A 25,642-nucleotide genomic window follows, 5' to 3' on the forward strand; every position below is an offset into this window, starting at 1 on the left:
CCCGCCTTTTTTCGCAGGAGTTTCCATGAGTCAATCGATCGGCGTCATCGGCCTTGGCGCGATGGGCAACGGCGTCGCGCACAGCCTGCTGCGCGCCGGCTTCAAGGTGCATGCCTGCGACCTGCGGGCCGAGGTGCTGCAACGCTTTGCCGACGCGGGCGGCACGCCCTGCGCCAGCCCGGCCGAGCTGGGCCGGCTGTGCGACGTGGTGGTGACGCTGGTGGTCAACGCCGCGCAGACCGAGGCCGTGCTGTTCGGCGCGGATGGCGCGGCCGCCGCGATGCGGCCCGGCGCGCTGGTGATCGCCAGCGCCACGGTGCCGCCCAGCTTTGCCGAGGCGCTGGGCCAGCGCCTCGCCGGGCACGGCATCCTGCTGCTGGATGCGCCGGTATCCGGCGGCGCGGCGCGCGCGGCCAGCGGCGAGATGACCATGATGACTTCCGGCCCGGCCGAGGCCTACGCGCTGGCCGAGGACGTGCTGGCGGCGATGGCGGGCAAGGTCTACCGGCTGGGCGACGCGCATGGCGCGGGCTCCAAGGTCAAGATCATCAACCAGTTGCTGGCCGGCGTGCATATCGCCGCGGCGGCCGAGGCGATGGCGCTGGGCCTGCGCGAAGGCGTGGACGCCGCAGCGCTGTACGAGGTCATCACCCACAGCGCGGGCAACTCGTGGATGTTCGAGAACCGCGTGCCGCATATCCTGGCCGGCGACTACACGCCGCTGTCGGCGGTGGACATCTTCGTCAAGGATCTCGGGCTGGTGCTCGATACCGCGCGCGCCAGCAAGTTCCCGCTGCCGCTGTCGGCCGCGGCGCACCAGATGTTCATGATGGCGTCGAGCGCCGGGCATGGCGGGGAGGACGACTCCGCCGTGATCAAGATATTCCCCGGCATCGGCCTGCCGCAACGCAAGTCGGAGTAAAAACAGCAAGATGACCGTATCCGTCCAATCCCCGCGCGCCCTGCTCGGCTGCATCGCAGACGATTCTACCGGCGCCACCGATCTCGCCAACACGCTGGTGCGCAACGGCATGCGCACCGTGCAGACCATCGGCGTGCCCGCCGGCGCCGCGCTGCCCGGCGTGGAACAGGCCGACGCGCTGGTGGTGGCGCTGAAGTCGCGCACCATTCCCGCCGCCGACGCCATCGCGCAATCGCTCGACGCGCTGCGCTGGCTGCAGGCGCAGGGCTGCCGCCAGTTCTTCTTCAAGTACTGCTCCACCTTCGACTCCACCGACGCGGGCAATATCGGCCCGGTGGCGGAGGCGCTGCTGGCGGCGCTCGGCAGCGATTTCACCATCGCCTGCCCGGCCTTCCCCGAGAACGGCCGCACGATCTTCCGCGGCCACCTGTTCGTGGGCGACGCGCTGCTCAGCGAGTCGGGCATGGAGAACCACCCGCTCACGCCGATGCACGATGCCAACCTGGTGCGCGTATTGCAGCGCCAGAGCAAGGGCAAAGTGGGCCTGCTGCGCCACGACACGGTGGCGCGCGGCAGCGTCGCCGTGCAGCACGCCATCGGCGCCCTGCGCGGCGACGGCGCCCTGCGCGGCGACGGCGTGCGCATGGCCATCGCCGATGCGGTCAGCGATGCCGACCTGCACACGCTGGGCGAGGCCTGCGCCGCGCTGCCGCTGCTGACCGGCGGCTCCGGCCTGGCGCTGGGCCTGCCGGCCAACTTCCGCCGCGCCGGCCTGCTGCCCGAGCGCGCCGACGCGGACAACGTGGCGCCCGTGACCGGCCCGGCGCTGGTGCTGGCCGGCAGCGCGTCGAAGGCGACCAACGCCCAGGTCGCGCAGTGGCTGGCGCACCGGCGCCCCGCCCTGCGCCTCGATCCGCTGGCGCTGGCCGAAGGCGCGCCGCTGGTCGAGCAGGCGCTGGCGCTGATCGCCGCGCACGCCGAGCCGGTGCTGGTCTACGCCACCACCTCGCCCGAGCAGGTCAAGGCCGCGCAGGCGGCGCTGGGCGTGGAGCGCGCCGGCCATCTGGTCGAGCAGGCGCTGGCCGACGTCGCCGCGGCAGCGAAGGCGCACGGCACGCGCCGCTTCGTGGTGGCCGGCGGCGAGACCTCCGGCGCGGTGGTGCAGGCGCTCGGCGTGCAGGCGCTGCGCATCGGCGCGCAGATCGCGCCGGGCGTGCCGGCCACCGTCACGCTGGAGACGCAGCCGCTGGCGCTGGCGCTCAAGTCCGGCAACTTCGGCGGCCCGGATTTCTTCGACGAGGCGCTGCGCCGCCTGGGAGGCGAGGCATGAGCCGCGAAGCGACCCTGCGCGAGGAGATCTGCCGCATCGGCGCCAGCCTCTACCAGCGCGGCTATACCGTGGGCAGCGCCGGCAACATCAGCGCGCGGCTCGACGACGGCTGGCTGATCACGCCGACCGACGCCTGCCTCGGCATGCTGGACCCGGCGGCCATCGCCAAGGTGGACGGCGCCGGCGCGTGGGTGGCGGGCGACAAGCCGTCCAAGACGCTGACCCTGCACCGCGCCATCTACGACAACAACCCGCAGGCGCACGGCGTGGTCCACACGCATTCCACCCACCTGGTGGCGCTGAGCCTGGCGGGCGCGTGGCGCCCCGACGACGTGCTGCCGCCGATCACGCCCTACTACGTGATGAAGGTCGGGCACATCCCGCTGATTCCCTACCACCGCCCCGGCGATCCCGCCGTGGCCGCGCGCGTGGCCGGGCTGGCCGCCGAGGTGCGCGGCGTGCTGCTGGCGCGCCTGGGGCCAGTGGTGTGGGAGTCCACCGTCTCGCGCGCCGCGTTCGCGCTGGAGGAACTGGAAGAAACCGCCCGGCTCTGGCTGATGCCCGGGGACAAGCCCGAGCCGCTCGACGAACACGCGCTGGCGGAACTGCGCGACACCTTCAAGGCGCGCTGGTAGCCCGCGCCGGCCGCCTCGCGTTCCGGCGGGCAGGCCGGCGCGCTTTGTGGCACCGTATGCGCTGCGCCGCCCGGCGCCCCCCCGCGCGCGCGCGGCCGGGCACGGCGGCCCGGCCACAACCGCATCTTTCCTGGAGCACCGCATGCCGCGCTTTGCCGCCAATCTCTCGATGATGTACACCGAGCACGCCTTCCTGGACCGCTTCGCCGCCGCCGCGGCGGACGGCTTCAAGGCGGTGGAATTCCTGTTCCCCTACGAGCATCCCGCCGCCGAGATCCGCGCGCGCCTCGACGCCAGCGGCCTCGCGCAGGCGCTGTTCAACGCGCCGCCCGGCGACTGGCGCGCCGGCGAGCGCGGCATGGCCGCGCTGCCCGGGCGCGAGGCCGAGTTCCGCGACACGATCGCGCGCGCGCTGGAATACGCCGCGGTGATCGGCAACGACCGCATCCACGTGATGGCCGGCATGGTGCCGGCCGGCGCCGACCGCGCGCGCCACCGCGCCTGCTACCTGGAAAACCTGGCCCATGCCGCGCGCGCGGCCGCCGCGCAGGGCGTGACCGTGCTGATCGAGCCGATCAACGGCCGCGACATGCCGGGCTATTTCCTCAACCGCCAGGACGACGGCCAGGCCATCTGCAAGGAGGTCGGCGCGGCCAACCTCAAGGTGCAGTTCGACTGTTACCACTGCCAGATCGTGGAGGGCGACCTCGCCGTCAAGCTCAAGCGCGACATGGCCGGCATCGGCCACATCCAGATCGCCGGCGTGCCCGAGCGGCACGAGCCGGACCTGGGCGAGCTCAACTATCCCTACCTGTTCGACGTGATCGACGGCCTCGGCTACGACGGCTGGATCGGCTGCGAATACCGCCCGCGCGCCGGCACCACGGCCGGGCTGGGCTGGGTCAGGCCGTATCTCGAGGGCTGATTCCCGGCACAACGCATGCCGCCGCCGGGCGGCGCTGACGGAGGACAACGATGCACGTACTGATTACCGGCGGCGCCGGCTTTCTCGGCCTGCGGCTCGCCCGCCTGCTGCTCGCGCGCGGCACCCTCGACATCGGCGGCCGGCCGGTCGCCATCGAAGGCCTGACGCTGCTCGACGTGGCGGCCCCGCCGCCGCTCGGCGACGCGCGCGTGCGCGTGGTCACCGGCGACCTGTCCGATCCCGCCGTGCTGGCGCGGGCCATCGACGCGCGCACCGGCGCCGTGTTCCATCTCGCGGCCGTGGTGAGCGGCCAGGCCGAGGCGGACTTCGCGCTCGGCATGCGCGTCAACCTCGACGCGGCGCGCGCGCTGCTGGAAACCTGCCGCGCGCTCGGCCACCGGCCGCGCGTGGTGTTCACCAGTTCGGTGGCGGTGTACGGCGGCACCCTGCCCGCGCTGGTGCAGGACGACACCGCGCTCAACCCGCAGTCGTCCTACGGCGCGCAGAAGGCCATCGGCGAGCTGCTGCTGTCCGACTACAGCCGGCGCGGCTTCGTCGACGGGCGCGTGCTGCGCCTGCCCACCATCAGCGTGCGCCCGGGCAAGCCCAACGCGGCGGCCTCGTCGTTCGCCAGCGGCATCATCCGCGAGCCGCTCGCCGGCGAGGCGGCCAACTGCCCGGTGGCGCCGGACACGCCGCTGTGGCTGCTGTCGCCGCGCGGCGCCATCGCGGCGCTGGTGCGCGGCATGGAGCTCGACGGCGAGGCCTTCGGCGAGCGCCGCGCGGTCAACCTGCCGGGGCTGTCGGTCACGCCGCGGCAGATGGTGGCGGCGCTGCGCGAGGTGGCCGGCGATTTCGTCGCCGACCGCGTGACCTGGGAGCGCGACGCGCGCATCGAGAACATCGTCGGCACATGGCCGGCGGTGTGGAACACGCAGCGCGCGCTGGCGCTGGGCTTCGCCGGCGACGACGGCTTCGAGGCCGTGATCCGCGGCTATATCGAGGACGCCGGGATCGCGCCGTAGACAAGGCGTGGCGCGCCGGATCAGCCCTCCGGCGTCACCACCTCGTAGGCCAAGATCTTCTCGCGCACCGCGCCCGGCACGGGCGTCGACTTGCGGCTCTCGGGACCGGCGCACACGTAGACGATCTCGCCGGTGATCAGGTGCTCGTCGCCGCGGTACATCTCCACGCGGAACAGCATGCTGGAGCGCCCCATGCGGGCGATCCGGCCGCGGATGTCCAGCACGTCGTCGAAGCGCGCCGAGGCGTGGTACTCCAGCGTGGACTTGACCACGAAGATGTCCACGCCATGCGCGTGCAGCACGTCCTCGGGATAGCGGATGCCCACCGCGCGCCAGTATTCGGTCACGCAGATGTCGCAATAGGTCAGGTAGTGCGCGTTGAAGACGATCGACTGCGGATCGACCTCGGCCCAGCGCACGCGCAGCGGCATGCTGTGGCGGAATTGTTCCTTGGCCATGAAAAAAAAAGCTCCTGCTGAATGGAAAAACGGCGCCGGCCCTGGCGGGACCGGCGCCGCGCGCATGTCCGCGGCGAGTGCGGCGGATGCGGCGGGCCGAAGCCCGCCCGCGCCTCACTGCGGCTTGTTCAGGCCCAGCTTGTCGATGATGGCCTTTTCCTTCTTCACCGTGTCGGCGGCGAAGTGGGCGTATTGCTCGCTGCTCATGTAGTACGGCTCCATGTCGAACTTGGCGAGCGACTCGCGGTAGTTCGGCATTTCCATCGCTTTCTTGAAGGCGTCATGCAGCTTCTTGACGATCTTCGGGTCGGTGCCCTTGGGCGCCACGATGCCGAACGGCGAAGTCTGCACGATGCCGTAGCCGAGTTCCTTGAGCGTGGGCACGTTGGGGAAGCGCGCCGAGCGCTTCTCGCCCCAGGTCGACAGCAGGCGCAGCTTGCCGGACTCCACGTAGGGCGCCCACGCCGGCGTGTCGGCCACCGACATCACGTGGCCGCCCAGCAGCGCCTGCATCGATTCCGAGTTGCCCTTGTACGGGATATGCGAGAACTGCACGTTCTGCTTCATGGCCAGCTCTTCCATCGTCAGGTGCAGCGTGGTCATCGAACCCGGCGAGCCATAGGTCAGCTTGCCCGGGTTGGCGCGCGCGTAGGCCATGTAGTCCTGCATGGTCTTGATCGGCGAATCCACCGGCACCACCAGGCCGAACGAATAGCCGGCCAGGTTGATCACGTAGCTCAGGTCCTTGACCGGGTCCCAGTTGATCTTGGTGGTGTACGGCAGGCGGTAGACCGGCATGGCCACCTGCGCCAGCGTGTAGCCGTCGGGCTGGGTCGACTGCATCAGCTGGGCCGGCAGCACGCCGCCCGCGCCGGGCTTGTTCTCGATGATGACGGGCTGGCCGAGGATCTTGGAGGCGTTTTCCGCCAGCACGCGGAACGGCAGGTCGGTCGAGCCGCCCGCGGTATAGCCGATGATGAGGCGCACCGGCCGCTGCGGGAAATTGTCCGCCTGCGCCTGGACCGGCGCGCTGGCCAGGCCGAGGGTTGCCACGGTAGCGGCGAACACGCCCGCTTGGGCGAGGAATTGGCGGCGTTGCATGAGTCTGTGTCTCCTGTTTCTACTGTTGCTACGACTACCGCCGCGGGCGGAACGCCCGCGGCGCATTGGGATAAAGCCATGAATCGGTGGTTCTGCGACCGCTTCGATCCGGCTGCCGGTGTCGGCCGGCGGCCGCGCTCAACCGCTGCCGAAGGCGGCGCGCAAGGCGGCGACGGCGTCCGCGTGGGCGTCCGCCACGGCCGGGACGAAACGCCCCAGCTTGAAGAAATCGTGGATCATGCCCGGGTAGTCGGCCAGCGCGGCGGGCACGCCGGCGGCGCGCAGCTTGGCCGCGTAGGCCACGCCCTCGTCGTGCAGCGGGTCGTAGCCGGCCACGGCGATCCAGGCCGGACAGCAGCCGCGCACGTCGGCGCCGTGGCCGCCGCCGTCGAGCGGGGCGAAGCGCCAGTCGTCGCGGCTGGCCTCGCTGTCGAGGTACTGCGAGAAAAACCACTGGATCATCGGCGCGGTCAGCAGATAGCCCTCGGCCAGCGCGCGGTGCGAAGGCGTGTCCTGGCGCGCGCAGGTGCCGGGGTAGATCAGCATCTGCAGCACCGGCGCCAGCCCCGCGTCGCGCGCGTGCACGGCGCAGGCGGCGGCGAGCGTGCCGCCCGCGCTGTCGCCGCCGAGCGCGATGCGGGCCGGGTCCGCGCCGAGGTGGGCGGCCTCGTGGAAGATCCACTGCATGACGTCGAACGCATCGTTGGCGGCGTAGGGAAACTGCCATACCGGCCCGAGCCGGTAGTCCACCGACAGCACCATGCAGTCGCCCCGCGCGCACAGCAAGCGGCACAGCGGGTCGTGCGAATTGATGCTGCCCACGGTGAAGCCGCCGCCGTGGAAGTACAGCAGCAGCGGCAGCGGCTCGACCCAGCTTGCCGCGCGCGGCGCGTACAGGCGCAGCGGGATCTCGTAGCCGTCGCGCGCCGCCACCGTCAGGTTTTCCACGCTGTGCACCGGCGTCGGCGCGATGTCCATGATGGGCGCGCTCTTCTCGTAGGCGGTCTTGGCGTCGATCGGGTCGAGCTCGTGGATGCCGGGCCGCTTGACGCGCCGGATCAGGTCCAGCAGCGCCGCCACCTGCGGATCGAGCGCGGCCGCGGGCATGCCGGGCGTGCCGCGCGTGTGGGGGATGCCGGACGCGGCGGGAGCGGACTGGGCGAACCCCTGGGGCGAGGCGGGAACGGCGGTCATGGGCGGTCGATGCGGGCTGGGTGAATCTCCGGCGGGGCCGGATTTCCGGCGGCACGGAAGCGGTGGCGCGGAAGCGGCGCGCAGCCGGAATTCAAATTGTGAACGGTCGTTCGATTTTAGTATGATTCCGGATGTTTCGGCAGCAACACAATGGAAATTTACCGCGGGACTGGCCAGGGTGGCCGCTTTTGCGCGATCATCGGTCATCGCCGGATAAATAAAACACCGCACGGACGGAGACAACCCAGATGGCCTTCATCTACTACCTGACGCATATCCATCTCGACTTCGGCGCCATCGGCCAGCTGCCGGCGGAGTGCGCGCGCATCGGCATCCGCCGCCCGCTGCTGGTGACCGACAAGGGCGTGGTCGCCGCCGGCGTGGCGCGGCAGGCCATCGACGCGCTCGCCGGCCTGCCGCACGCGGTCTTCGACGAGACCCCGTCCAACCCCACCGAGGCGATGGTCAAGAAGGCCGCCGCGCTGTACCGCGAGAGCGGCTGCGACGGGCTGGTGGCGGTCGGCGGCGGCTCCTCCATCGACCTCGCCAAGGGCATCGCCATCCTCGCCACGCACCCGGGCGAGCTGACCACCTACGCCACCATCGAAGGCGGCAGCGCGAAGATCACCGAGCGCGCCGCGCCGCTGATCGCCGTGCCCACCACCGCCGGCACCGGCAGCGAAGTAGCGCGCGGCGCCATCATCATCCTCGAGGACGGCCGCAAGCTCGGCTTCCATTCGTGGCACCTGCTGCCCCGCTCCGCCATCTGCGACCCCGGCCTCACGCTCGGCCTGCCCGCGGGGCTGACCGCCGCCACCGGCATGGACGCCATCGCGCATTGCGTGGAGACGTTCCTGGCGCCGGCCTTCAACCCGCCCGCCGACGGCATCGCGCTGGACGGCCTGGAGCGCGGCTGGAAGCATATCGAGCGCGCCACCCGCGACGGCCAGGACCGCGACGCGCGCCTGAACATGATGAGCGCCTCCATGCAGGGCGCGATGGCGTTCCAGAAGGGCCTGGGCTGCGTGCATTCGCTGTCGCATCCGCTCGGCGGCCTCAAGATCGACGGCAAGACCGGCCTGCACCACGGCACGCTCAACGCGGTGGTGATGCCCGCGGTGCTGCGCTTCAACGCCGACGCGCCGAGCGTGGTGCGCGAGGACCGCTACGCGCGCCTGCGCCGCGCGATGGGCCTGCCCGAAGGCGCCGACGTGGCGCAGGCGGTGCACGACATGACCGCGCGCCTGGGCCTGCCCACCGGCCTGCGGCAGATGGGCGTGACCGAGGACATGTTCGACAAGGTGATCGCCGGCGCGCTGGTGGACCACTGCCACAAGACCAACCCGAAGGAGGCCAGCGCGGCGGACTACCGGCGCATGCTGGAGCAATCCATGTAAGTACGGCGGCGGGCCGGCGAGAGCAAGGCAATGCGTGGCGCGGGACCGCCGAGAAGATCCGGTTTCATCCAGGCTCATCCAGCTTCATCCCACCAGCACGGAGAGACGTCATGACAGGGGAACACCTGCAGGTCTTGCACGGAGATATCACCCGCATGGAAGTTGACGCCATCGTCAACGCGGCCAACAGCGGCCTGCTCGGCGGCGGCGGCGTCGACGGCGCCATCCACGGCGCCGGCGGGCCCGCCATCATGGCCGCCTGCCGCGGCATCCGCGAGACCCGCGGCGGCTGCCCGACCGGACAGGCGGTCATCACCACCGGCGGCCTGCTGCCCGCGCCCTACGTGATCCACGCGGTCGGCCCGGTCTGGGAAGGCGGCAGCCGCAACGAAGACGCGCTGCTCGCCAGCGCCTACCAGGCCAGCGTGGCGCTGGCCGCGCAGCACAAGCTGCGCACCATCGCCTTTCCCAACATCAGCACCGGCATCTACGGCTTTCCGCGCGAGCGCGCCGTCGACATCGCCATCGACGCGGTGCGCCAGGCCCTGGCCGCGGCGCCCAGCATCGAGCAGGTCAGCTTCGTCTGCTTCGACGAGGAGAACTACCAGCTGTACCGGCAGCGCCTGAGCTGAACGCGGGCGGCCACGGCGCCTTCGCGGCAGCCGGCCGCGACAGCGCCGCGCCTGCGCTATCTCACCAGCGCCTTGATCGCCAGCTTCTTGGTCATCTGGAACATGACCGGGAAGCGCGTCTCCACGCCCAGCACGACGCGGCTGCCGAGGCTGTCCATGTCCTTGGGGCAATGGAACTGCATGCCGTCGAACTGCTTGAGGTTCAGCGGCTTGATGCGCGACTGGAACTGCAGGAAGCGGTGCGACTGCGGGATGTAGTGCGCGGTCAGCGAGTTGCGCGAGAACTGCGGGCGCGTGGTGCGCAGGCTGCCGTGGATGGTCATCGAGTGCCAGAACAGCACGTCGCCCTTGCGCAGCGCGGGCGCCTCGAAGCGCAGCCCGTTCTCGGCGATCACCTTGCGGATCAGCCCCTTGTACTTGTCGTGGTTGAAGGCCACGTCGAAGTCCTTGCCGTTGCGCACCATGTCGAGCCGGTGGCTGCCCGGCACCACGAAGAAGCGCCCGGCGCCCGCGTCGATGTCCTCCAGCGCGTACCAGCTGCCGGCCATGCTGCCGATGCGCTCGCTGTCGAGGTAGTAGCTGTCCTGGTGCGGCCAGGTCTCCGAGTTGCCCTCGAAGTACATGCTCTGCACCAGCTTGACCTCCTCGTCGAGCAGCGCCCGCCCGATCTTGCGGATCGGGTCGCTGGCGAAGACCCTGACCGCCAGCGACTTCAGCGGCGCGAAATCGAGCTGGCCGAGCGACTGGAGGTTGAGGATCGGGTTCATCACGAAGCCGAACTCGTTGATCCGGTTCTTCTCGGGATTGGCCGTGGCCTGACGGTAGATGTAGCCCGGATACGGCTTCACGGTCCGGGCGAACGCATTGCGTATGGCGTCGCAGGTGGCCGGCTCGACCACGCCGCGGATCACCGTGTAGCCGTTCTCGTCGTAGTAGCGCCGGGCCTGGGCCAGCTGGTCCAGCGTGAAATAGCTGGCGCCCTCTTCGGCACTTTCTGGAATCGTGATCTCCGTCCCGACGGGACTGATGATGGTATGCATACCTTCCCCCGGCCTGTGTGCTTTCCGTGCCGTTCAGCATGGCGCGAGGCCGGCGCCATGCCAAGCCGGATTCGCCGCGAAGGCCGACGGCGGCTATAAGCCGTCCGGAGGAGATGGCATCGGCCAGAGGAATGAACCACGGGCGGCGCCGCGCGCCGGGGGATCCGCGCTATGGCGTGGCGGCCGCGGCACTCGCCGCGAGCGCCCCTTCCAGCGCCCGGCTTACCGCGGCCTGCGCGTGCAGCGCGGTGGTGTCGAAGACCGGCAGCGGCACGTCGTCCTGCCCGATCAGCAGCGCGATTTCGGTGCAGCCCAGGATCACGCCGCCCGCGCCCTGTGCCCGCAGGTCGTCGACCACGCGCCGGTATGCGTCGCGCGAGTCGTCGCGCACGATGCCGTGGCACAGCTCGTCGTAGATCACGCGATGCACCAGCGCGCGCGCCTCGGGCCCGGGCACCAGCGCTTCGATGCCGTGCCGGTCCAGCATGCGGCCGCGGTAGAAATCCTGCTCCATCGTGAAGGCGGTGCCGAGCAGGCCCACGCGCGCGATGCCGGCCGCGCGCAGCGCCTGCGCGGTGGGATCGACGATGTGGAGGAACGGGATGTCGAGCGCCGCCTCGATGGCGGGCGCCACGCGGTGCATGGTGTTGGTGCACAGCACGACAAAATCCGCACCGGCGGCCTGCGCCTGCAGCGCGGCCTCGCGCATGCTTTCGGCAAGCTCGTCCCAGCGCCCGGCATGCTGGAGTGCCTTGACCTGCTCGAAGCTGACCGTGACCATCACGCTGCGCGCGTTGTGGTGGCCGCCGAGCCGCCGCTTCATGTCCTGGTTGATGAGCCGGTAGTACTCGGCCGAGGATTCCCAGCTCATGCCGCCGATCAGTCCGATGGTCTTCATTCCGTGCCTTCCCCGCGCGCGCCGGCGCTGTGCGAACCGGCGCCACTGTAGCAGGCGCCGCCGCCGCGGCCCATGCACAGTCGCGCGCGCGCCGACCGGGCCAGCGCCGCCGCGCCGGCCGGCATGCGGCCGGTGTGCGGCCATGCATGCGGCCGGTGCGCGCCACCGCGACGGTCAGGGCAAGGCGCTGCGGATCAGCAGGTTGATGCGCTCGGGCTGCTCGTGCACCACCCAGTGCGTGCCGTCGGGAATGCGCTCGAGGCGCATCTCGGGCACGAACCGGTCGAGCCCGTCCAGCAGGCTCCTGGGCAGCGCGGTGTCGCGCTCGCCCCAGATCACCAGCGTGGGCACGCGCACCGTGAAGGCGGCCGGGTCCAGCCTGGAGATGTCGGGCGGCGTCTCGCCGGGGCCGGGCGGGTGCATGGGCGAGGCGCGGTAGTAGTTCACGCCGCCGGTCAGCGGATGCGAGCCGCGGGCGCCGGGCTGCGACCACGCCGCGTGGTATTTCTCGCGCGTCTCCCCGCCGAACCACGGCGCCGGCTGCCCGTCCGGCCCGTGGAGGAAGCGCTCCAGCCTGGCGAAGCCGTCCGCCGCCAGCGCCTCCTCGGCGCCGGGCTGGCGCAGCCAGTTCATGTAGGCCGAGGCCTTCTGCTGCTCGGGGCTGCCGAGCAGCGCCTTGGCGAACACATAGGGATGCGGCGAATTGATGATGACCAGGCGCTCGACCAGTTGCGGGAACTGGATCGCGAGGTTCCAGCAGATCGCCCCGCCCCAGTCGTGCGCCACCACCACGCAGCGCGAATACCCGAGCGCGCTGACCAGCTGCACCAGGTCCTCGACGATATGGCGCGGCCGGTAGGCCTCGACTTCGGCCGGCTTGCTCGACAGGTTGAAGCCGCGCAGGTCCGGCGCCACCGCGAAGTGCGTCTTGCCGAATTCGGCGAGCTGCGCTTCCCACTCGTACCAGAACTCCGGAAAGCCGTGCACGAACAGCACCAGCGGCCTGCCCCGCTCGCCCGCGCTGGCGTAGTGCAGGCGCGTGCCGTTGGGCAAGGTGGCGTACTGCAGGTGACGGATGACTGCAGCCTTGGACATGGTTTCTCCTCCCTTGCCGCGATGAGTTTGTCTGCGTCGGGCACGCGGCAGCGTGGGGTAACGCACGAACCGTGCCCGCGCGCCGCCTATCCGCGCAGCGCCGCCACCAGCCCGGCGCGCACCTCGGGCTTGTCCGCGAACGGGTCGCCGGGGTTGCGCTGGCCGATGATGTCCCCGAAGCGCTGCCGCACCGGATCGAGCTGCTGCGGATGCGAGTAGATGTAGAAGCCGTTGTCGCGGATCGCGTCGAAGGTGATCTGCGCGACCTCGGCGGCCGTGACCTTGCCCGAGCTGACCGCCTTGTCCGACATCGCCTGCGACACCAGTTGCGAGCGCGTGAGCGGCCCCTCGTTGGCGAGCTCCGCGGGCCGGTTGCGGCCCGACCTGGTGATGCCGGTCGGCACGAAATACGGGCACAGCACCGAGCAGCGCACCTGCTCGCTGACCAGGCTCAGGTCCTGGTACAGCGACTCGGACAGCGCCACCACCGCGTGCTTGGACACGTTGTACACGCCCATCGCCGGCGGGCTCAGCAGGCCGGCCATCGAAGCCGTGTTGACGATATGGCCTTCGAACGACGGGTCCTTCCGCGCCGCGGCCAGCATCAGCGGCGTGAAGATGCGCACGCCGTGGATGACGCCGTGGAGATTGACGCCGAGCACCCAGTCCCAGTCGCGCTCGGTGTTCTCCCACAGCAGGCCGCCGGCGCCCACGCCGGCATTGTTGAACAGCAGGTTGACCTGGCCGAAGGTGGCGATGGCGGCATCGGCCAGCGCCTGCACCTGCTCGGCCCGGGACACGTCCACGCGCACGCCGATCGCCGGCACGCCCTGCGCCTTGAACTCGGCCACGGTGGCGTCCAGCGCGTCTTCCTGCACGTCGGCCAGCACCAGCTTCATGCCGAGGCCGGCGCCGATCCTGGCGAACTCCTTGCCGAAGCCGGACGCGCCGCCCGTGATCACCGCCACCTTGCCCTGGAATTGCTTCATGTCGTCTGCCTCTCGTCCTGTGTCGTCGCGATGTCGCCGCAATGTCGTCGTTATGTCGTAGCCATGTCGTTCCGGCGGCCCTGCCGTGGCCGGCTGCCGTCAGTCCAGCAGGTCGGGCTGTTCCTTGACGATGCGCGCGTACAGCGGCTGGAACTGGAACCAGCCCGCCTGCGCGGTGCCGACGATCGAGTACGCCTGGCGCGCCGCGGCATCCGAGATCATCTTCAGCGGCGCGTTGGTGCGCGCGGCGGCGGCCTCGGCCAGCAGCTGCACCTGGCACGAGCGCTCCATCGTGATGAACCACCACGCGGCCTCGTCCACCGTCTTGCCCACGGTCAGCAGGCCGTGGTTCTGCAGGATGGCCGCCTTGTTGCCGCCGAGCGCGTTGGCGATGCGCTGGCCTTCGTCGAGCTCCACCACCACGCCGCCGAAGTCGTCGTAGACCGCGTGGTCGTTGTAGAACGCGCACACGTCCTGCGTGAGCGGGTCGAGCGGGCGGCCCAGCGTGGACCACGCGCGCCCGTGCGTGCTGTGCGAGTGCGCGGCGGCCACGGCGTCCGTGCGGGTCTGGTGCACGCGCGAGTGGATGGCGAAGGCCGCGGCGTTGACCGGGTGGGCGCCCTCCACCACGTCGCCGTGGTGGTCGCAGCGGATCAGGTTGGAGACCTTGACCTGGCTGAAATGCACGCCGAACGGATTGACCCAGAACGTATCGGGAAACTCGGGATCGCGCGCGGTGATATGGCCCGCCACGCCCTCGTCGAAGCCGAACTTCGAGAACAGGCGAAACGCCGCCGCGAGGCGCTGCTTGCGGTGCAGGCGCTCCGCGGCCGGCGTGTCGAACTGCGGCGGGCGCGGCAACATGCGGTACCGTGCCTTGACCTCTTCGGAGAGGCCGGCGGCGATGTCGTCGGGGTTGTCCTGCGGCTTGGTGTGGTCTGCCGGTGCGTTCATGGGGAGTCTCCTTTCTTATGTGGTTGGCTGGCCGCGCCCTGGCGCGCCTACACCAGCTTGACGAGCTGCTTGCCGAAATTCCTGCCCTTGAGCAGGCCCATGAAGGCTTCGGGCGCGCTGGCCAGGCCCTGCGCGATGCTCTCGCGGAACTTGAGCTTGCCCTGCGCCACCGCCGCGCCCAGTTCCTGCAGCGCCTGCGGCCACAGCTCCATGTGCTCGGACACGATGAAGCCTTCCACGGTCAGGCGCGACACCAGGATCAGTTGCGGGTTCTTCAGCGGCATCGGCTGGCCGTCGTAGCCGGCGATCATGCCGCACACGGCGATGCGGCCGAAGGCGTTCATGCGCGCCAGCACGGTGTCGAGGATCTCGCCGCCGACGTTCTCGAAATAGCCGTCCACGCCGTCGGGCGTGGCTTCCTTGAGCATGGCGTAGAGTTCCTTGCCGTCGCGCGCGGCCTTGTAGTCGATGCAGGCGTCGAAGCCCAGCTCGCCGGTCACGTAGTCGCACTTGTCCTTGCCGCCGGCAAAGCCCACCACGCGGCAGCCCTTGAGCTTGGCGAGCTGGCCCACCACGCTGCCGACCGCGCCCGACGCCGCGCTGACCGCCACGGTCTGGCCGGCCTTGGGCGCGATGATCTTGTTCAGGCCGTACCAGGCCGTCACGCCGGGCATGCCGACCGAGCCGAGATAGGCCGACAGCGGGATGCGCGTGGTGTCGACCTTCTGGATGCCGGCGCCGTCGCTCACGCCGAGCTCCTGCCAGCCGAACATGCCCACCACCTTGTCGCCCACGGCGTATTTCGCGTTCTTCGAGGCGATCACCTCGCCCACCGTGCCGCCGATCATCACCTGGTCCAGCGGCTGCGGCGCGGCGTAGGACTTGCTGTCGTTCATGCGCCCGCGCATGTACGGGTCGAGCGACAGGTAGTGGTTGCGGACCAGCACCTGGCCGTCCGCCAGTTCCGGCACCGGCACTTCCTCGAGGCGGAAATTGCCGGGCGTGACCGCGCCGGCGGGACGCGAGGCCAGCACGATGCGCTTGAAGGTATTCGACATGATGGTTTCCTTGCAGTGAAACGGGCGATGGCGGATGCGCGCCGCCCTTCGTTGTCGGTGGAACGCGCCGGCGGCGCGGCTTGTTTCAACAGGGCGGGCGCGCGGTGCGGCCGGCGCGCGCGGCGAGCGCAGCAGGCGCGGTCGGTCTCAGGCGCCGCGCGGCGGCGGCGGTCCGTGCAGGCTGCATCTTGTCTCCGTTCGCTGTTGTCTTTATCGGTGCTGCGTGCCGGCGTTTGCCGCCGGTCTGGGTATCGTTTGCCTGCTCCCCCTCCTGGCGCGCCGGCCTCAGCCGTCGGCGCCGGTGTCGGCGGCGGCGCTGCTGGCGCGCTGCGGCGGCACGCGCCTGACGTACTTGAACGTGCCCGAGCCGCGCGACACGGTCTTGCCGTCGCCGTCGACGATCTCCGCTTCGCAGAACGCCATCGTGCTGGTGCGGTGCACGCACTGGCCGCGCGCGATCAGCCTGCCGCGGCCCGGCGCCATGAAGGCGGTCTTCATCTCGATCGTCACCACGCCGCGGCCGTCGCCGTCGGCCGCGCGCCCGGCAATCGCCATCGCCACGTCGAGCAGCGTCATCAGCACGCCGCCGTGGGCCATGTCCCAACTGTTCTGGTGGCGCTCCTCGAGCGCCAGTTCGATCTCGCTGCCTTCGCGGTCCATGCGGTTGCATTGCACGCCGAGCGCGGCGAGGAAGGGAATCCTGAGGGGAAAGCCGTTGGTCTGGTTCATGGATGGTGAATAGGGCTGAAAACGGGGTCGGCGCGCCGGCGGAAACCTGCAAGCGGCATGCCCGCCGCGCACCGGTTGCATTAAAGCATGGCTCAGACCGCGCTGACGCCCCCGTCCACCGCCAGCACCTGGCCCGTGATGTGCTTGCCGGCCGCGCTGGCGAACAGCAGCGCGGCGCCCTTCAGGTCTTCGTCGTCGCCGAGGCGGTGCAGCGGCACGCCGGCGCACATGGCGTCCACGCCCAGGCGGTCGAGCGAGCCCTGCGTCATCTTCGAGGGGAAGAAGCCCGGCGCCAGCGCATTGACGGTGATGTTGTGCTCGCCCCACTCGGCCGCCAGCGTGCGCGTGAAATTGACCACGGCGCCCTTGGAGGTGTTGTAGGCGATGGTCTCCATCGTCCCCGGCGGGTTGCCCGCCAGCCCGGCGATGGAAGCCACGTTGATGATGCGGCCGTAGCGGCGCGGGATCATCGACAGCTTGCCGATACGCTGCGACAGCAGGAACAGGCCGCGCACGTTGAGGTTCATGACCTTGTCCCAGGCCTCCACCGGATGGTCCTCGGCGGGCGCGCCCCAGGTGGCGCCGGCGTTGTTGACGAGGATGTCGACGTGGCCGAGCCTGGCCAGCGCTTCGTCGGCCAGGCGCGCGATGTCCGTGTCGCGCGCGCCGTCGGCGGCGATCCATTCGGCGTCGATGCCGCGCGCCTTGAGATGCGCCTGGGCCGACTGCAGCTCGTCGGCCTTGCGCGCCGACAGCACCAGGCGCGCGCCCTGCTCGCCGAGCGCCTCGGCGATCTGCAGGCCGAGCCCGCGCGAGCCGCCGGTGATCAGCGCGGTCTTGCCCGTGAGGTCGAACAGTTGCTGGATGGTGTGCATGTTGTCTCCCGATCTGTCGTGGCGCGCGCCGCAGCCGGCGCGCGCGGGTCTTGTCCGTCTTGCCTGCCCGGTATGGCGCCGGAGCGTCAGAACCAGGCGTCCTGCATGTCCAGCGTGGTGCGGTCCAGCGACGCCAGCAGGTCCAGCTGCGGGCCGGCCTTGGGCAGCTCCCAGCAGAAAAAGTACGCCGCCGCGGCCAGCTTGCCGCGGTAGAACGCCACGTCGTCGCCGCCGGCGGTGGCCAGCGCGGCCTGCGCCAGCAGCGCCTGCTCCAGCCAGATCCACGCCACCACCACGTGGCCGAAGGCCTCGAGGTAGACCGATGCGTTGGCCAGCGTCACGCTGGCGTCGCCCGCCGCCCACAGCGCCTGCGTGACCTCGGCCACGCGCCTGACGGCGGCGCCCAGCGCGCGCGCGTGGCTGGCCAGTCCGGCGTCGCCGCCGGCCAGCGCGCGGCCGATGGTGGCCTGGATTTCCGCGCCCAGCGCCTTGAACGCCGCGCCGTCCTTCATCACCACCTTGCGGCCCAGCAGGTCCAGGCCCTGGATGCCGTGCGTGCCTTCGTGGATCGGGTTGAGGCGGTTGTCGCGGTAGAACTGCTCGACGTTGTACTCGCGCGTGTAGCCGTAGCCGCCGTGCACCTGGATGGCCAGGCTGTTGGCCTCCAGGCACCATTGCGACGGCCAGCTCTTGGCGATCGGCGTGAGGATGTCGAGCAGCAGCGCCAGCCGTTCGTGCTCGGCACCCGCGGCGGCGCGCTCCTGGTCGACCAGTTGCGCGCAATACAGGTTGAGCGCCAGCCCGCCTTCCACGTAGCTCTTCTGCGCCAGCAGCATGCGGCGGATGTCGGCATGCTCGACCAGCCGCACCTGCGGACTGGCCGGGTCCTTGCCGCCGGGGCCGACCGGGCGGCCCTGCGGGCGGTTGCGCGCGTAGTCCAGCGCGTGCAGGTAGCCGGTGTAGCCCAGCATCACCGCGCCCAGGCCCACGCCGATGCGCGCCTCGTTCATCATGTGGAACATGCAGGCCAGGCCCTTGTGCGGCTCGCCCACCAGGTAGCCGATCGCGCCGGCCTTGCCGCCGGGCCGGTACTTCATGCCCTCGCCGAAGTTCAGCAGGCAGTTGGTGGTGCCGCGATAGCCCATCTTGTGGTTCAGGCCGGCCAGCACCACGTCGTTGTGCTCGCCGAGGCTGCCGTCGGCGTTGACCAGGTACTTCGGCACGATGAACAGCGAGATGCCCTTCACGCCGGGAATCAGCTTGCCGTCCGGGCCGGGGATCTTGGCCAGCACGAGGTGCACGATATTGTCGGAGAGCTCGTGCTCGCCGGCCGAGATCCACATCTTGTTGCCGCGCAGGCGGTACTGCGCGCCCAGAGGCGATTCGCCCTCGTGGTCGGCGCGCGTGGTGATGTCCGACAGCGACGAGCCGGCCTGCGGCTCGGACAGGCACATGGTGCCGAAGAAGCGCCCTTCCATCTCCGGCTTGACGAAGGTCTCCACCTGCGCCGGCGTGCCGTGCGCGAGCAGCAGGTTGGCGTTGCCGATGGTCAGGAACGGATAGGAGCTGGTGCCGACGTTGGCACCCTTGAAGTAGGCGAAGCCGGCCTTCTCGACCACCACCGGCAACTGCATGCCGCCGATCCCGTAGTCCTGCCCGGCGGCCATCAGCCCGGCCTCGCAGAAGGCCTTCAGCGCGGCCTTGACCTCGGGGATGATGGTGACGGTCTCGCCGTCGAAATGCGGTTCGTGCTGGTCGTTCTTCTTGTTGTGCGGCGCGAACAGGTCGGCGGCGATCTTCTCGCAGGTATCGAGCGCGGCGTCGAAGGTCTCGCGCGAGTGATCGGCATAGCGCGGGATGCGCGCCAGTTCCTCGACCTTGAGCCACTCGTACAGCATGAAGTTCAGGTCACGGCGGGAAAGGATCAGCGACATGGCAGGAACGGGCTCCTGGTCTGGAAGCGAAAATCGATGATGCGCGCCGCGGGCATGCCGGCCCGCGGCGTCGCTGTCTCCACGGCGGCGCGCTGCGTGGCGCGCCGCTTTTCTTGTTCTTGCGGCAGCGCAGCCAAGGACGCGCGTCAGACCGCGCGAAAACGACCGCACTCCGCGTGTTGGCTTCCCTCCCCCATGCAATGGGAGAGGGAAGCCAACCGCCAGCAATGCCAAGCGGTTTCTTACAGGACCTCGAACAGCCCCGCCGCGCCCTGGCCGCCGCCGATGCACATCGTCACCACCACGTACTTCACGCCGCGGCGCTTGCCTTCGATCAGCGCGTGGCCGACCAGGCGCGCGCCCGACACGCCGTAGGGATGGCCCACCGCGATGGCGCCGCCGTTGACGTTGAGGCGGTCCATCGGGATGCCCAGCTTGTCGGCGCAGTACAGCACCTGCACGGCAAACGCTTCGTTCAGTTCCCACAGGCCGATGTCGTCGACCTTCAGGCCCGCGCGCTTGAGCAGCTTGGGCACCGCGAACACCGGGCCGATGCCCATTTCGTCGGGCTCGCAGCCGGCCACGGCAAAGCCGCGGAACACGCCCAGCGGCTGCAGGCCCTTGGCCGCCGCCACCTTGCCGTTCATCACCACGGCCGCCGAGGCGCCGTCGGAGAACTGCGAGGCGTTGCCGGCCGAGATCACGCCGCCGGGCACGGCGGTGCGGATCTTGGCCACGCCTTCGAGCGTGGTGTCGCCGCGGATGCCTTCGTCGGTGGAGACCGTGACCTCCTTGGTCATCAGCTGGCCGGTGGCCTTGTCGGCCACGCCCGCGAGCACCGTGATCGGCACGATCTCGTCGTTGAACTTGCCGGCTTCCAGCGCGGCGAACGCGCGCTGCTGGCTGCGCACGCCGTATTCGTCCTGGCGCTCCTTCGAGATGTTGTAGCGCTTGGCCACGTTCTCGGCGGTCTGCAGCATGTTCCAGTAGATTTCCGGCTTGTTCTTGGTCAGCCAGCTTTCCTGGATCATGTGGCGGTTCATTTCCTGCTGCACGCAGGAGATCGACTCCACGCCGCCGGCCACGAAGATGTCGCCTTCGTCGGCGATCACGCGCTGCGCGGCCATCGCGATGGTCTGCAGGCCGGACGAGCAGAAACGGTTGACGGTGGCGCCGGGCACGGTGACGGGGCAGCCCGCGCGCAGCGCGATCTGGCGCGCGATGTTGGCGCCGGTGGCGCCTTCCGGGTTGGCACAACCCATCAGCACGTCTTCCACCTCGCCGGCGTCGATCCGGGCGCGCGCGATGGCGTGCTGGACCGCGTGGCCGCCCAGGGTGGCGCCGTGGGTCATGTTGAACGAACCCTTCCAGCTCTTGGCCAGGCCGGTCCGTGCGGTGGATACGATGACTGCCTCGTTCATTTGTTGCTCCTCGGATTCTTGGTATCTGCGCAGGCCGCGCCTGCGCGTTGTTCGGTTTGTCCAGCCGGTTTGTCTAGCGCGCGGGCGCGGCGGCGAGCACGTCGGCCGACTGCACGCGCTGCACGCCGGCGGCGGCAAGCTCCTGCCACGCGCGGGCCAGCGAGCCGTCCAGGTCGATGGCGCGGCAGGCGTCCTCGATCACGGCCGCCTCGAAGCCGGCGGCGCGCGCGTCGAGCGCGCTCCAGGCCACGCAGTAGTCGGTCGCCAGGCCCGCGCAGAACACGCGGCGCACGCCGTGCTCGCGCAGGTAGCCGGCCAGCCCGGTGCGCGTGGCGCGGTCCGCCTCCATGAAGGCGGAATAGCTGTCCACGTCGCGGTGGTGGCCCTTGCGGATCACCAGCCGGGCATGCGGCGCGCGCAGGCCCGCGTGCAGCGCGGCGCCCGGCGTGTCCTGCACGCAGTGCACGGGCCACAGCACCTGCTCGCCGTACGGCAGCGCGATGGTCTGGAACGGCTGCGCGCCGGCGTGGCTGGCGGCGAACGACGCATGGCCGGCCGGATGCCAGTCCTGCGTCACCACCACGTGCGAGAACGCCTGCGCCAGCCGGTTGATGACCGGCACGACCTCGTCGCCGCGCGGCACGGCCAGCGCCCCGCCCGGCATGAAATCGTTCTGCACGTCGATCACCAGCAGGCAATCCTGCGCCCCGTAGCTCATGGTTGCTTCCACCCCTGCGTTGCCATTGCCATTGCCATTGCCCTCGCGTCCGGCTCAGTCGTTGAAGCCCTTGCCTTCGGCCGCCAGCTTCTCCAGCAGCGGCGCGGCCTTCCAGGCTTCGCCGTGGTAGCCCTTGGCGTAGCGCTTCATCGCCTGCGCCACGTTGTACAGGCCGACCTGGTCCGCGTACAGCATCGGGCCGCCGCGGAACAGCGGGAAGCCGTAGCCGGTCAGGTAGACCATGTCGATGTCCGAGGCCTTCGAAGCGATGCCCTCTTCCAGGATCTTGGCGCCTTCGTTGACCAGCGCGAACACCAGGCGCTCGACGATCTCCTCGTCGGAGATCTTGCGGCGCGCGATGCCGAGGTCCTTCGAATGCTGCACGATCATCTCGTTGACCTGCTGGTTCGGGTACGGCTTGCGGTCGCCCGCCTTGTAGTCGTACCAGCCCGCGCCGGTCTTCTGGCCGAAGCGGCCCAGCTCGCACAGCAGGTCGGCGGTCTTGGAATACTGGATGTCCGGCTTGTCCACCGCGCGGCGCTTGCGGATGGCCCAGCCGATGTCGTTGCCGGCCAAGTCGCCCATGCGGAACGGGCCCATCGCGAAGCCGAACTTCTCGATGGCCTTGTCGACCTGCTCGGGCAGCGCGCCTTCGTCCAGCAGGTAGCCGGCCTGGCGGCTGTACTGCTCGATCATGCGGTTGCCGATGAAGCCGTCGCACACGCCCGACACCACCGCGGTCTTCTTGATCTTCTTGGCGACCTGCATCACCGTGGCCAGCACGTCCTTGCCGGTCTTCTCGCCGCGCACCACTTCGAGCAGCTTCATCACGTTGGCCGGGCTGAAGAAATGCATGCCGACCACGTCCTGCGGGCGTTTGGTGAACGAGGCGATCTTGTTGACGTCGAGCGTGGAGGTGTTGGACGCCAGGATCGCGCCCGGCCTGACGACTTCGTCCAGCTTCTTGAAGACGATTTCCTTGACGCCCATCTCCTCGAACACGGCTTCGATCACCAGGTCCGCGTCCTTGATGTCGTCATAGGACAGCGTGGTGGTCAGCAGGCCCATGCGCTGCTCGACCTTTTCCTGCGTGAGCTTGCCCTTCTTGGCGCTGTTCTCGTAGTTCTTGCGGATCGTGGCCACGCCGCGGTCCAGCGCTTCCTGCTTGGTCTCCAGCATCGTGACCGGAATGCCCGCGTTGAGGAAGTTCATGGTGATGCCGCCGCCCATCGTGCCGGCGCCGATCACGGCGACCTTCTCGATCTTGCGCACCGGGGTGTCGCCGGGCACGTCGGGGATCTTGCTGGCGGCGCGCTCGCCGAAGAAGGCATGGCGCAGCGCGCGCGATTCCGGCGTCGTCACCAGCGCCATGAAGCCTTCGCGCTCGGCCTTCAGGCCGGCCTCGAACGGCTTGAGCGATGCCGCCACGGCGTCCACGCACTTGAGCGGCGCCGGGAAGTTCTTGGCCACGGCGGCCACCGTGTTGCGGGCGACGGCGAGGAAGCCCTCGGCGTTCTCGTGCTTGACCTTCAGGTCGCGCACCTTGGGGTACGGGCCGGGCGCGGCGGCCACGTTCCGGGCGAAGGCCACGGCGGCGGGCAGCACGTCGCCGTCGACGATCTCGTCGAACAGCCTGGTGCCGGCGAACTTCTCGCTCGGGACGGGGTTGCCCGACACGATCATGTTCAGCGCGGCCTCCAGGCCGATCAGGCGCGGCAGGCGCTGCGTGCCGCCGGCGCCGGGCAGCAGGCCCAGCTTGACTTCCGGCAGCGCGATCTGCGCGCCCTTCGCCGCCACGCGGTAGTTGCAGCCCAGCGCCAGCTCCAGGCCGCCGCCCATCGCCACCGAATGGATGGCGGCGACGACCGGCTTGGACGAGGCCTCGATCGCGCGGATCACCGAGTGCAGCGTGGGTTCCTGGGTAGCCTTGGGGGTGTTGAATTCACGGATGTCGGCGCCGCCCGAGAAAGCCTTGCCGGCGCCGGTGATGACGACGGCCTTGACGCCCGCATCGTCCAGCGCACGGGTCAAGCCTTCGACGATGCCGAGCCGGGTGCTGTAGCCCAGGCCATTCACGGGGGGATTGTCGAGCGTGATGACGGCGACGCCGTCCTGAACCTGATACTGCGCTGTCATGCTGGTTCCTTTGTACTGGAAGTTGTCTCGGGATTCGAATTCTCGAATTATGTTTTTCTGCGTCGCGCCCGCACCGCCCGGACCCGCGCGGCGGCCCCATTGTCCGCCCCGGCGCCGGCCCCGGCTACCGGGAAAACCGCCCCCCGCCGGCACAAGCGGGTCAAGCATACACAGAAAAGCACGGTCGTTCAATTTTAATTTGGCGGCCTCGCCGGGCCGCCATGCGCCGCCTTCATGACAGGTCTCACCGCCGTGCATGCCCTGCCCGCGAAGCCGCCCGCGGACGGCGTTGCGCGGCATGCGCCATGCTCCGCGCTGCACTTTCCGGCGGCGCCAACGAAGCCTTTCGGGCACGGCGGGCGCGTTTGCCCGTCCCCCTCGGATTTACCCTTAGCAGGTGCGGGAACATGCCGTCTGGCCACCCCGGCAAGACCCGCGCGCCGAGGCCGCCGGCGGTGCAAGGAGACCCGAGGAGACGCAAGGCCGCGCCAGGCGACAGAACTGTGACTGTCATGCGCCCGTCACGCGAGCCATGCATCGTAGCGGTCTTTCGACCAGATCACGCCGCCCGTATGCGCATGCTTCCGTCCGCGAACGTCACCGCAGTCATCGCCATCACTGCCGCCGCCTGGGCGCTGCCCGCGGCAGCGCAGACCAGCGCGGCGCCCGCCTATCCGGCCACGCTCGCCGGCCACGCCATCCTGCCCGCGCAGAGCTACATCGCCGCGCCCAAGGACGCGCCGCAGGACCTGCAGGCCAGCGGCAAGTTCACCACCGGCGAGCGCGTGGAAAAGCTCGGCAGCGTGGAAGGCAAGTCGAACGGCCGCCCCACCGGCGTATCCGTGCCGTTCAGGGGCCAGCCGCTGCAAGGCCACTCCGGCATCAAGCACATGGCCGACGGCAGCTTCTGGGTGCTGACCGACAACGGCGCCGGCAGCAAGGCCAACTCGCCCGACTTCATGCTCTACCTGAACCACTACAAGGTGGATTTCAAGGGCGGCAGGCTGCAGCGCCTGGGCACCGTCTTCCTGCACGACCCCGACAAGAAAGTGCCGTTCCGCATCGTCCACGAAGGCACGAAGCAGCGCTACCTGACCGGCTCCGACTTCGACACCGAGAGCTTCCAGTTCGCCGGCGGCGCGCTGTGGATCGGCGACGAATTCGGTCCCTTCCTGATCAAGGCCGACCTGCAAGGCAAGGTGCTCGCCGTGTTCGAGACCCTGGTCGACGGCAAGCCGGCGCGCTCGCCCGACCACCCCGCCGTGACCACGCCCGGCGTGCCCGGCGGCGCGGTCGACTTCCAGGTCAAGCGCTCCAAGGGCTTCGAAGGCATGGCCTCGTCGCCGGACGGCAGCAAGCTCTACGCCCTGCTCGAAGGCCCGGTGTGGAACGCCCAGGCCAAGGACTACGAGCGCGTCGACGGCAAGGAAGCGCTGCGCGTGCTCGAGTTCGACACGCAAGCCGGCAAATGGACCGGCCGCTCGTGGAAATACCCGCTCGAAGCCAACGGCAACGCCATCGGCGACTTCAACATGATCGACGCCACCACCGGCCTCATCATCGAGCGCGACAACGGCGAAGGCACCGCGGACAAGGCCTGCCCCGAAGGCCAGAAGCGCGACGACTGCTTCTCCGACATCGCCAGGTTCAAGCGCATCTACAAGGTCGAACTGACCGACGCCAACGCCGGCGGCCCGCTGCGCAAGATCGGCTACATCGACCTGCTCAACATCGCCGACCCCGACAAGCTCGCGCGCAAGCCGCTCAACGACGGCGTGCTCAAGTTCCCGTTCTTCACCATCGAGAACGTCGACGTGGTGGACCCCACCCACATCGTGGTCGGCAACGACAACAACCTGCCGTTCTCCAGCAGCCGCGAGCCCAACAAGGCGGACGACAATGAAATGGTGCTGCTGGAAGTAAGCGAGTTCCTGAAGGCGAAATAAGGCGGGCTTGCCGGAAATGACGAGGCGCTTCTCTGTGTTGAAGAGAAGCGCCCGATAGGCTTTGCCGATTAATCGTCAGCTGGTCACGGTCTTGGCGGCGCAGTGCTGCCCTGCCTGTCGACGCGCCCGGGATCGATCACCAGTCGCCTGGCCTGGGCATCCAGTTCCGGGCCGTGGTACATGTCCAGGCATTTCAGAACCCTGCCATTTCCCAAGCGCCCAAAAGCAAA

At 69.8% G+C, this 25,642-nt stretch carries 23 protein-coding genes; 8 read left to right on the top strand and 15 right to left on the bottom strand.

Annotated features, from left to right (window positions below):
• Positions 1-25 precede the first annotated feature (25 nt).
• The 5 genes from ltnD to denD all read left to right on the top strand — a co-directional run bounded on the left by ltnD (position 26) and on the right by denD (position 4,837).
• Positions 26-922, top strand: a complete 897-nt coding sequence (gene ltnD / locus ACWTPI_RS10390) for an L-threonate dehydrogenase (protein ID WP_454731629.1) — start codon at positions 26-28, stop codon at positions 920-922.
• Between the two features lie 10 nt (positions 923-932).
• The gene (otnK, locus tag ACWTPI_RS10395; RefSeq protein WP_454731630.1) at positions 933-2,252 is read left to right on the top strand and encodes a 3-oxo-tetronate kinase; all 1,320 of its coding nucleotides are present in this window, start codon (positions 933-935) and stop codon (positions 2,250-2,252) included.
• Positions 2,249-2,887 (top strand): 3-oxo-tetronate 4-phosphate decarboxylase, encoded by a 639-nt coding sequence (otnC, locus tag ACWTPI_RS10400; RefSeq protein WP_454731631.1) that lies wholly within the window; start codon positions 2,249-2,251, stop codon positions 2,885-2,887. Before otnK ends, otnC begins: the two co-directional genes overlap by 4 nt.
• Before the next feature lie 142 nt (positions 2,888-3,029).
• A complete protein-coding gene (gene otnI / locus ACWTPI_RS10405) occupies positions 3,030-3,812 on the top strand; it encodes a 2-oxo-tetronate isomerase (RefSeq protein ID WP_020201586.1) in 783 nt (260 codons plus the stop codon).
• A gap of 50 nt (positions 3,813-3,862) precedes the next feature.
• Positions 3,863-4,837 carry a D-erythronate dehydrogenase gene (denD, locus tag ACWTPI_RS10410; protein ID WP_454731632.1) on the top strand — a complete coding sequence of 325 codons (975 nt, stop codon included), beginning with the start codon at positions 3,863-3,865 and terminating at the stop codon, positions 4,835-4,837.
• Between the two features lie 20 nt (positions 4,838-4,857).
• On the opposite strand, the gene ACWTPI_RS10415 is transcribed toward denD, so the two are convergent.
• From ACWTPI_RS10415 to ACWTPI_RS10425, 3 genes are all read right to left on the bottom strand, one after another.
• On the bottom strand, positions 4,858-5,295 hold the full coding sequence (locus ACWTPI_RS10415; RefSeq protein ID WP_020201588.1) for a YbgC/FadM family acyl-CoA thioesterase: 438 nt from the start codon (positions 5,293-5,295) through the stop codon (positions 4,858-4,860).
• Positions 5,296-5,409: 114 nt separating this feature from the next.
• Positions 5,410-6,396 (bottom strand): tripartite tricarboxylate transporter substrate binding protein, encoded by a 987-nt coding sequence (locus ACWTPI_RS10420; protein WP_020201589.1) that lies wholly within the window; start codon positions 6,394-6,396, stop codon positions 5,410-5,412.
• A 138-nt stretch (positions 6,397-6,534) separates the two neighbouring features.
• Positions 6,535-7,503: an alpha/beta hydrolase gene (locus ACWTPI_RS10425; protein WP_454732467.1), complete on the bottom strand. Its 969-nt coding sequence runs from the start codon at positions 7,501-7,503 to the stop codon at positions 6,535-6,537.
• Positions 7,504-7,838: 335 nt separating this feature from the next.
• On the opposite strand from ACWTPI_RS10425, the gene ACWTPI_RS10430 reads away from it, so the two are divergent.
• Together ACWTPI_RS10430 and ACWTPI_RS10435 are read left to right on the top strand one after the other, a co-directional pair.
• Positions 7,839-8,987 carry an iron-containing alcohol dehydrogenase gene (locus ACWTPI_RS10430; RefSeq protein ID WP_020201591.1) on the top strand — a complete coding sequence of 383 codons (1,149 nt, stop codon included), beginning with the start codon at positions 7,839-7,841 and terminating at the stop codon, positions 8,985-8,987.
• Between the two features lie 110 nt (positions 8,988-9,097).
• Entirely contained in the window at positions 9,098-9,619 is a 522-nt protein-coding gene (locus tag ACWTPI_RS10435; RefSeq protein WP_059412757.1) for an O-acetyl-ADP-ribose deacetylase, read from the top strand.
• A gap of 56 nt (positions 9,620-9,675) precedes the next feature.
• On the opposite strand, the gene ACWTPI_RS10440 is transcribed toward ACWTPI_RS10435, so the two are convergent.
• The 12 genes from ACWTPI_RS10440 to ACWTPI_RS10495 all read right to left on the bottom strand — a co-directional run bounded on the left by ACWTPI_RS10440 (position 9,676) and on the right by ACWTPI_RS10495 (position 23,466).
• Positions 9,676-10,659 (bottom strand): phytanoyl-CoA dioxygenase family protein, encoded by a 984-nt coding sequence (locus ACWTPI_RS10440; protein ID WP_059412758.1) that lies wholly within the window; start codon positions 10,657-10,659, stop codon positions 9,676-9,678.
• 169 nt (positions 10,660-10,828) lie between these two features.
• Complete coding sequence (locus ACWTPI_RS10445; RefSeq protein WP_454731633.1) at positions 10,829-11,557, bottom strand: aspartate/glutamate racemase family protein; 729 nt, start codon at positions 11,555-11,557, stop codon at positions 10,829-10,831.
• 174 nt (positions 11,558-11,731) lie between these two features.
• Complete coding sequence (locus ACWTPI_RS10450) at positions 11,732-12,652, bottom strand: alpha/beta fold hydrolase (RefSeq protein ID WP_059412759.1); 921 nt, start codon at positions 12,650-12,652, stop codon at positions 11,732-11,734.
• A gap of 86 nt (positions 12,653-12,738) precedes the next feature.
• Positions 12,739-13,641, bottom strand: coding sequence for an SDR family oxidoreductase (locus tag ACWTPI_RS10455; RefSeq protein WP_059412760.1), 903 nt, complete (start codon positions 13,639-13,641; stop codon positions 12,739-12,741).
• A 99-nt stretch (positions 13,642-13,740) separates the two neighbouring features.
• A complete protein-coding gene (locus ACWTPI_RS10460) occupies positions 13,741-14,595 on the bottom strand; it encodes a class II aldolase/adducin family protein (RefSeq protein ID WP_020201598.1) in 855 nt (284 codons plus the stop codon).
• A 47-nt stretch (positions 14,596-14,642) separates the two neighbouring features.
• Positions 14,643-15,653, bottom strand: a complete 1,011-nt coding sequence (locus ACWTPI_RS10465) for an NADP-dependent oxidoreductase (RefSeq protein WP_020201599.1) — start codon at positions 15,651-15,653, stop codon at positions 14,643-14,645.
• A 285-nt stretch (positions 15,654-15,938) separates the two neighbouring features.
• The gene (locus ACWTPI_RS10470) at positions 15,939-16,382 is read right to left on the bottom strand and encodes a PaaI family thioesterase (RefSeq protein WP_020201600.1); all 444 of its coding nucleotides are present in this window, start codon (positions 16,380-16,382) and stop codon (positions 15,939-15,941) included.
• Positions 16,383-16,474: 92 nt separating this feature from the next.
• Positions 16,475-17,257: an SDR family oxidoreductase gene (locus ACWTPI_RS10475; protein ID WP_454731634.1), complete on the bottom strand. Its 783-nt coding sequence runs from the start codon at positions 17,255-17,257 to the stop codon at positions 16,475-16,477.
• 86 nt (positions 17,258-17,343) lie between these two features.
• Positions 17,344-19,191: an acyl-CoA dehydrogenase gene (locus tag ACWTPI_RS10480; RefSeq protein ID WP_454731635.1), complete on the bottom strand. Its 1,848-nt coding sequence runs from the start codon at positions 19,189-19,191 to the stop codon at positions 17,344-17,346.
• A gap of 242 nt (positions 19,192-19,433) precedes the next feature.
• Positions 19,434-20,612 (bottom strand): acetyl-CoA C-acyltransferase, encoded by a 1,179-nt coding sequence (locus ACWTPI_RS10485; protein WP_059412764.1) that lies wholly within the window; start codon positions 20,610-20,612, stop codon positions 19,434-19,436.
• Between the two features lie 73 nt (positions 20,613-20,685).
• Positions 20,686-21,330 (bottom strand): bifunctional nicotinamidase/pyrazinamidase, encoded by a 645-nt coding sequence (pncA, locus tag ACWTPI_RS10490; RefSeq protein WP_454731636.1) that lies wholly within the window; start codon positions 21,328-21,330, stop codon positions 20,686-20,688.
• Between the two features lie 54 nt (positions 21,331-21,384).
• The gene (locus tag ACWTPI_RS10495) at positions 21,385-23,466 is read right to left on the bottom strand and encodes a 3-hydroxyacyl-CoA dehydrogenase NAD-binding domain-containing protein (RefSeq protein ID WP_454731637.1); all 2,082 of its coding nucleotides are present in this window, start codon (positions 23,464-23,466) and stop codon (positions 21,385-21,387) included.
• Positions 23,467-24,038: 572 nt separating this feature from the next.
• Here ACWTPI_RS10495 and ACWTPI_RS10500 point away from each other — a divergent pair.
• On the top strand, positions 24,039-25,412 hold the full coding sequence (locus tag ACWTPI_RS10500; protein WP_454731638.1) for an esterase-like activity of phytase family protein: 1,374 nt from the start codon (positions 24,039-24,041) through the stop codon (positions 25,410-25,412).
• Positions 25,413-25,642 lie beyond the last annotated feature (230 nt).

The organism is Cupriavidus ulmosensis (assembly GCF_977008105.1).

Bases quoted from the DNA above. Each gene is read 5' to 3' on its own strand.
- ltnD (WP_454731629.1), top strand. From the start codon at position 26: ATGAGTCAATCGATCGGCGTCATCGGCCTTGGCGCGATGGGCAACGGC.
- otnK (WP_454731630.1), top strand. From the start codon at position 933: ATGACCGTATCCGTCCAATCCCCGCGCGCCCTGCTCGGCTGCATCGCA.
- otnC (WP_454731631.1), top strand. From the start codon at position 2,249: ATGAGCCGCGAAGCGACCCTGCGCGAGGAGATCTGCCGCATCGGCGCC.
- otnI (WP_020201586.1), top strand. From the start codon at position 3,030: ATGCCGCGCTTTGCCGCCAATCTCTCGATGATGTACACCGAGCACGCC.
- denD (WP_454731632.1), top strand. From the start codon at position 3,863: ATGCACGTACTGATTACCGGCGGCGCCGGCTTTCTCGGCCTGCGGCTC.
- ACWTPI_RS10415 (WP_020201588.1), bottom strand. From the start codon at position 5,295: ATGGCCAAGGAACAATTCCGCCACAGCATGCCGCTGCGCGTGCGCTGG.
- ACWTPI_RS10420 (WP_020201589.1), bottom strand. From the start codon at position 6,396: ATGCAACGCCGCCAATTCCTCGCCCAAGCGGGCGTGTTCGCCGCTACC.
- ACWTPI_RS10425 (WP_454732467.1), bottom strand. From the start codon at position 7,503: ATGCCCGCGGCCGCGCTCGATCCGCAGGTGGCGGCGCTGCTGGACCTG.
- ACWTPI_RS10430 (WP_020201591.1), top strand. From the start codon at position 7,839: ATGGCCTTCATCTACTACCTGACGCATATCCATCTCGACTTCGGCGCC.
- ACWTPI_RS10435 (WP_059412757.1), top strand. From the start codon at position 9,098: ATGACAGGGGAACACCTGCAGGTCTTGCACGGAGATATCACCCGCATG.
- ACWTPI_RS10440 (WP_059412758.1), bottom strand. From the start codon at position 10,659: ATGCATACCATCATCAGTCCCGTCGGGACGGAGATCACGATTCCAGAA.
- ACWTPI_RS10445 (WP_454731633.1), bottom strand. From the start codon at position 11,557: ATGAAGACCATCGGACTGATCGGCGGCATGAGCTGGGAATCCTCGGCC.
- ACWTPI_RS10450 (WP_059412759.1), bottom strand. From the start codon at position 12,652: ATGTCCAAGGCTGCAGTCATCCGTCACCTGCAGTACGCCACCTTGCCC.
- ACWTPI_RS10455 (WP_059412760.1), bottom strand. From the start codon at position 13,641: ATGAAGCAATTCCAGGGCAAGGTGGCGGTGATCACGGGCGGCGCGTCC.
- ACWTPI_RS10460 (WP_020201598.1), bottom strand. From the start codon at position 14,595: ATGAACGCACCGGCAGACCACACCAAGCCGCAGGACAACCCCGACGAC.
- ACWTPI_RS10465 (WP_020201599.1), bottom strand. From the start codon at position 15,653: ATGTCGAATACCTTCAAGCGCATCGTGCTGGCCTCGCGTCCCGCCGGC.
- ACWTPI_RS10470 (WP_020201600.1), bottom strand. From the start codon at position 16,382: ATGAACCAGACCAACGGCTTTCCCCTCAGGATTCCCTTCCTCGCCGCG.
- ACWTPI_RS10475 (WP_454731634.1), bottom strand. From the start codon at position 17,257: ATGCACACCATCCAGCAACTGTTCGACCTCACGGGCAAGACCGCGCTG.
- ACWTPI_RS10480 (WP_454731635.1), bottom strand. From the start codon at position 19,191: ATGTCGCTGATCCTTTCCCGCCGTGACCTGAACTTCATGCTGTACGAG.
- ACWTPI_RS10485 (WP_059412764.1), bottom strand. From the start codon at position 20,612: ATGAACGAGGCAGTCATCGTATCCACCGCACGGACCGGCCTGGCCAAG.
- pncA (WP_454731636.1), bottom strand. From the start codon at position 21,330: ATGAGCTACGGGGCGCAGGATTGCCTGCTGGTGATCGACGTGCAGAAC.
- ACWTPI_RS10495 (WP_454731637.1), bottom strand. From the start codon at position 23,466: ATGACAGCGCAGTATCAGGTTCAGGACGGCGTCGCCGTCATCACGCTC.
- ACWTPI_RS10500 (WP_454731638.1), top strand. From the start codon at position 24,039: ATGCGCATGCTTCCGTCCGCGAACGTCACCGCAGTCATCGCCATCACT.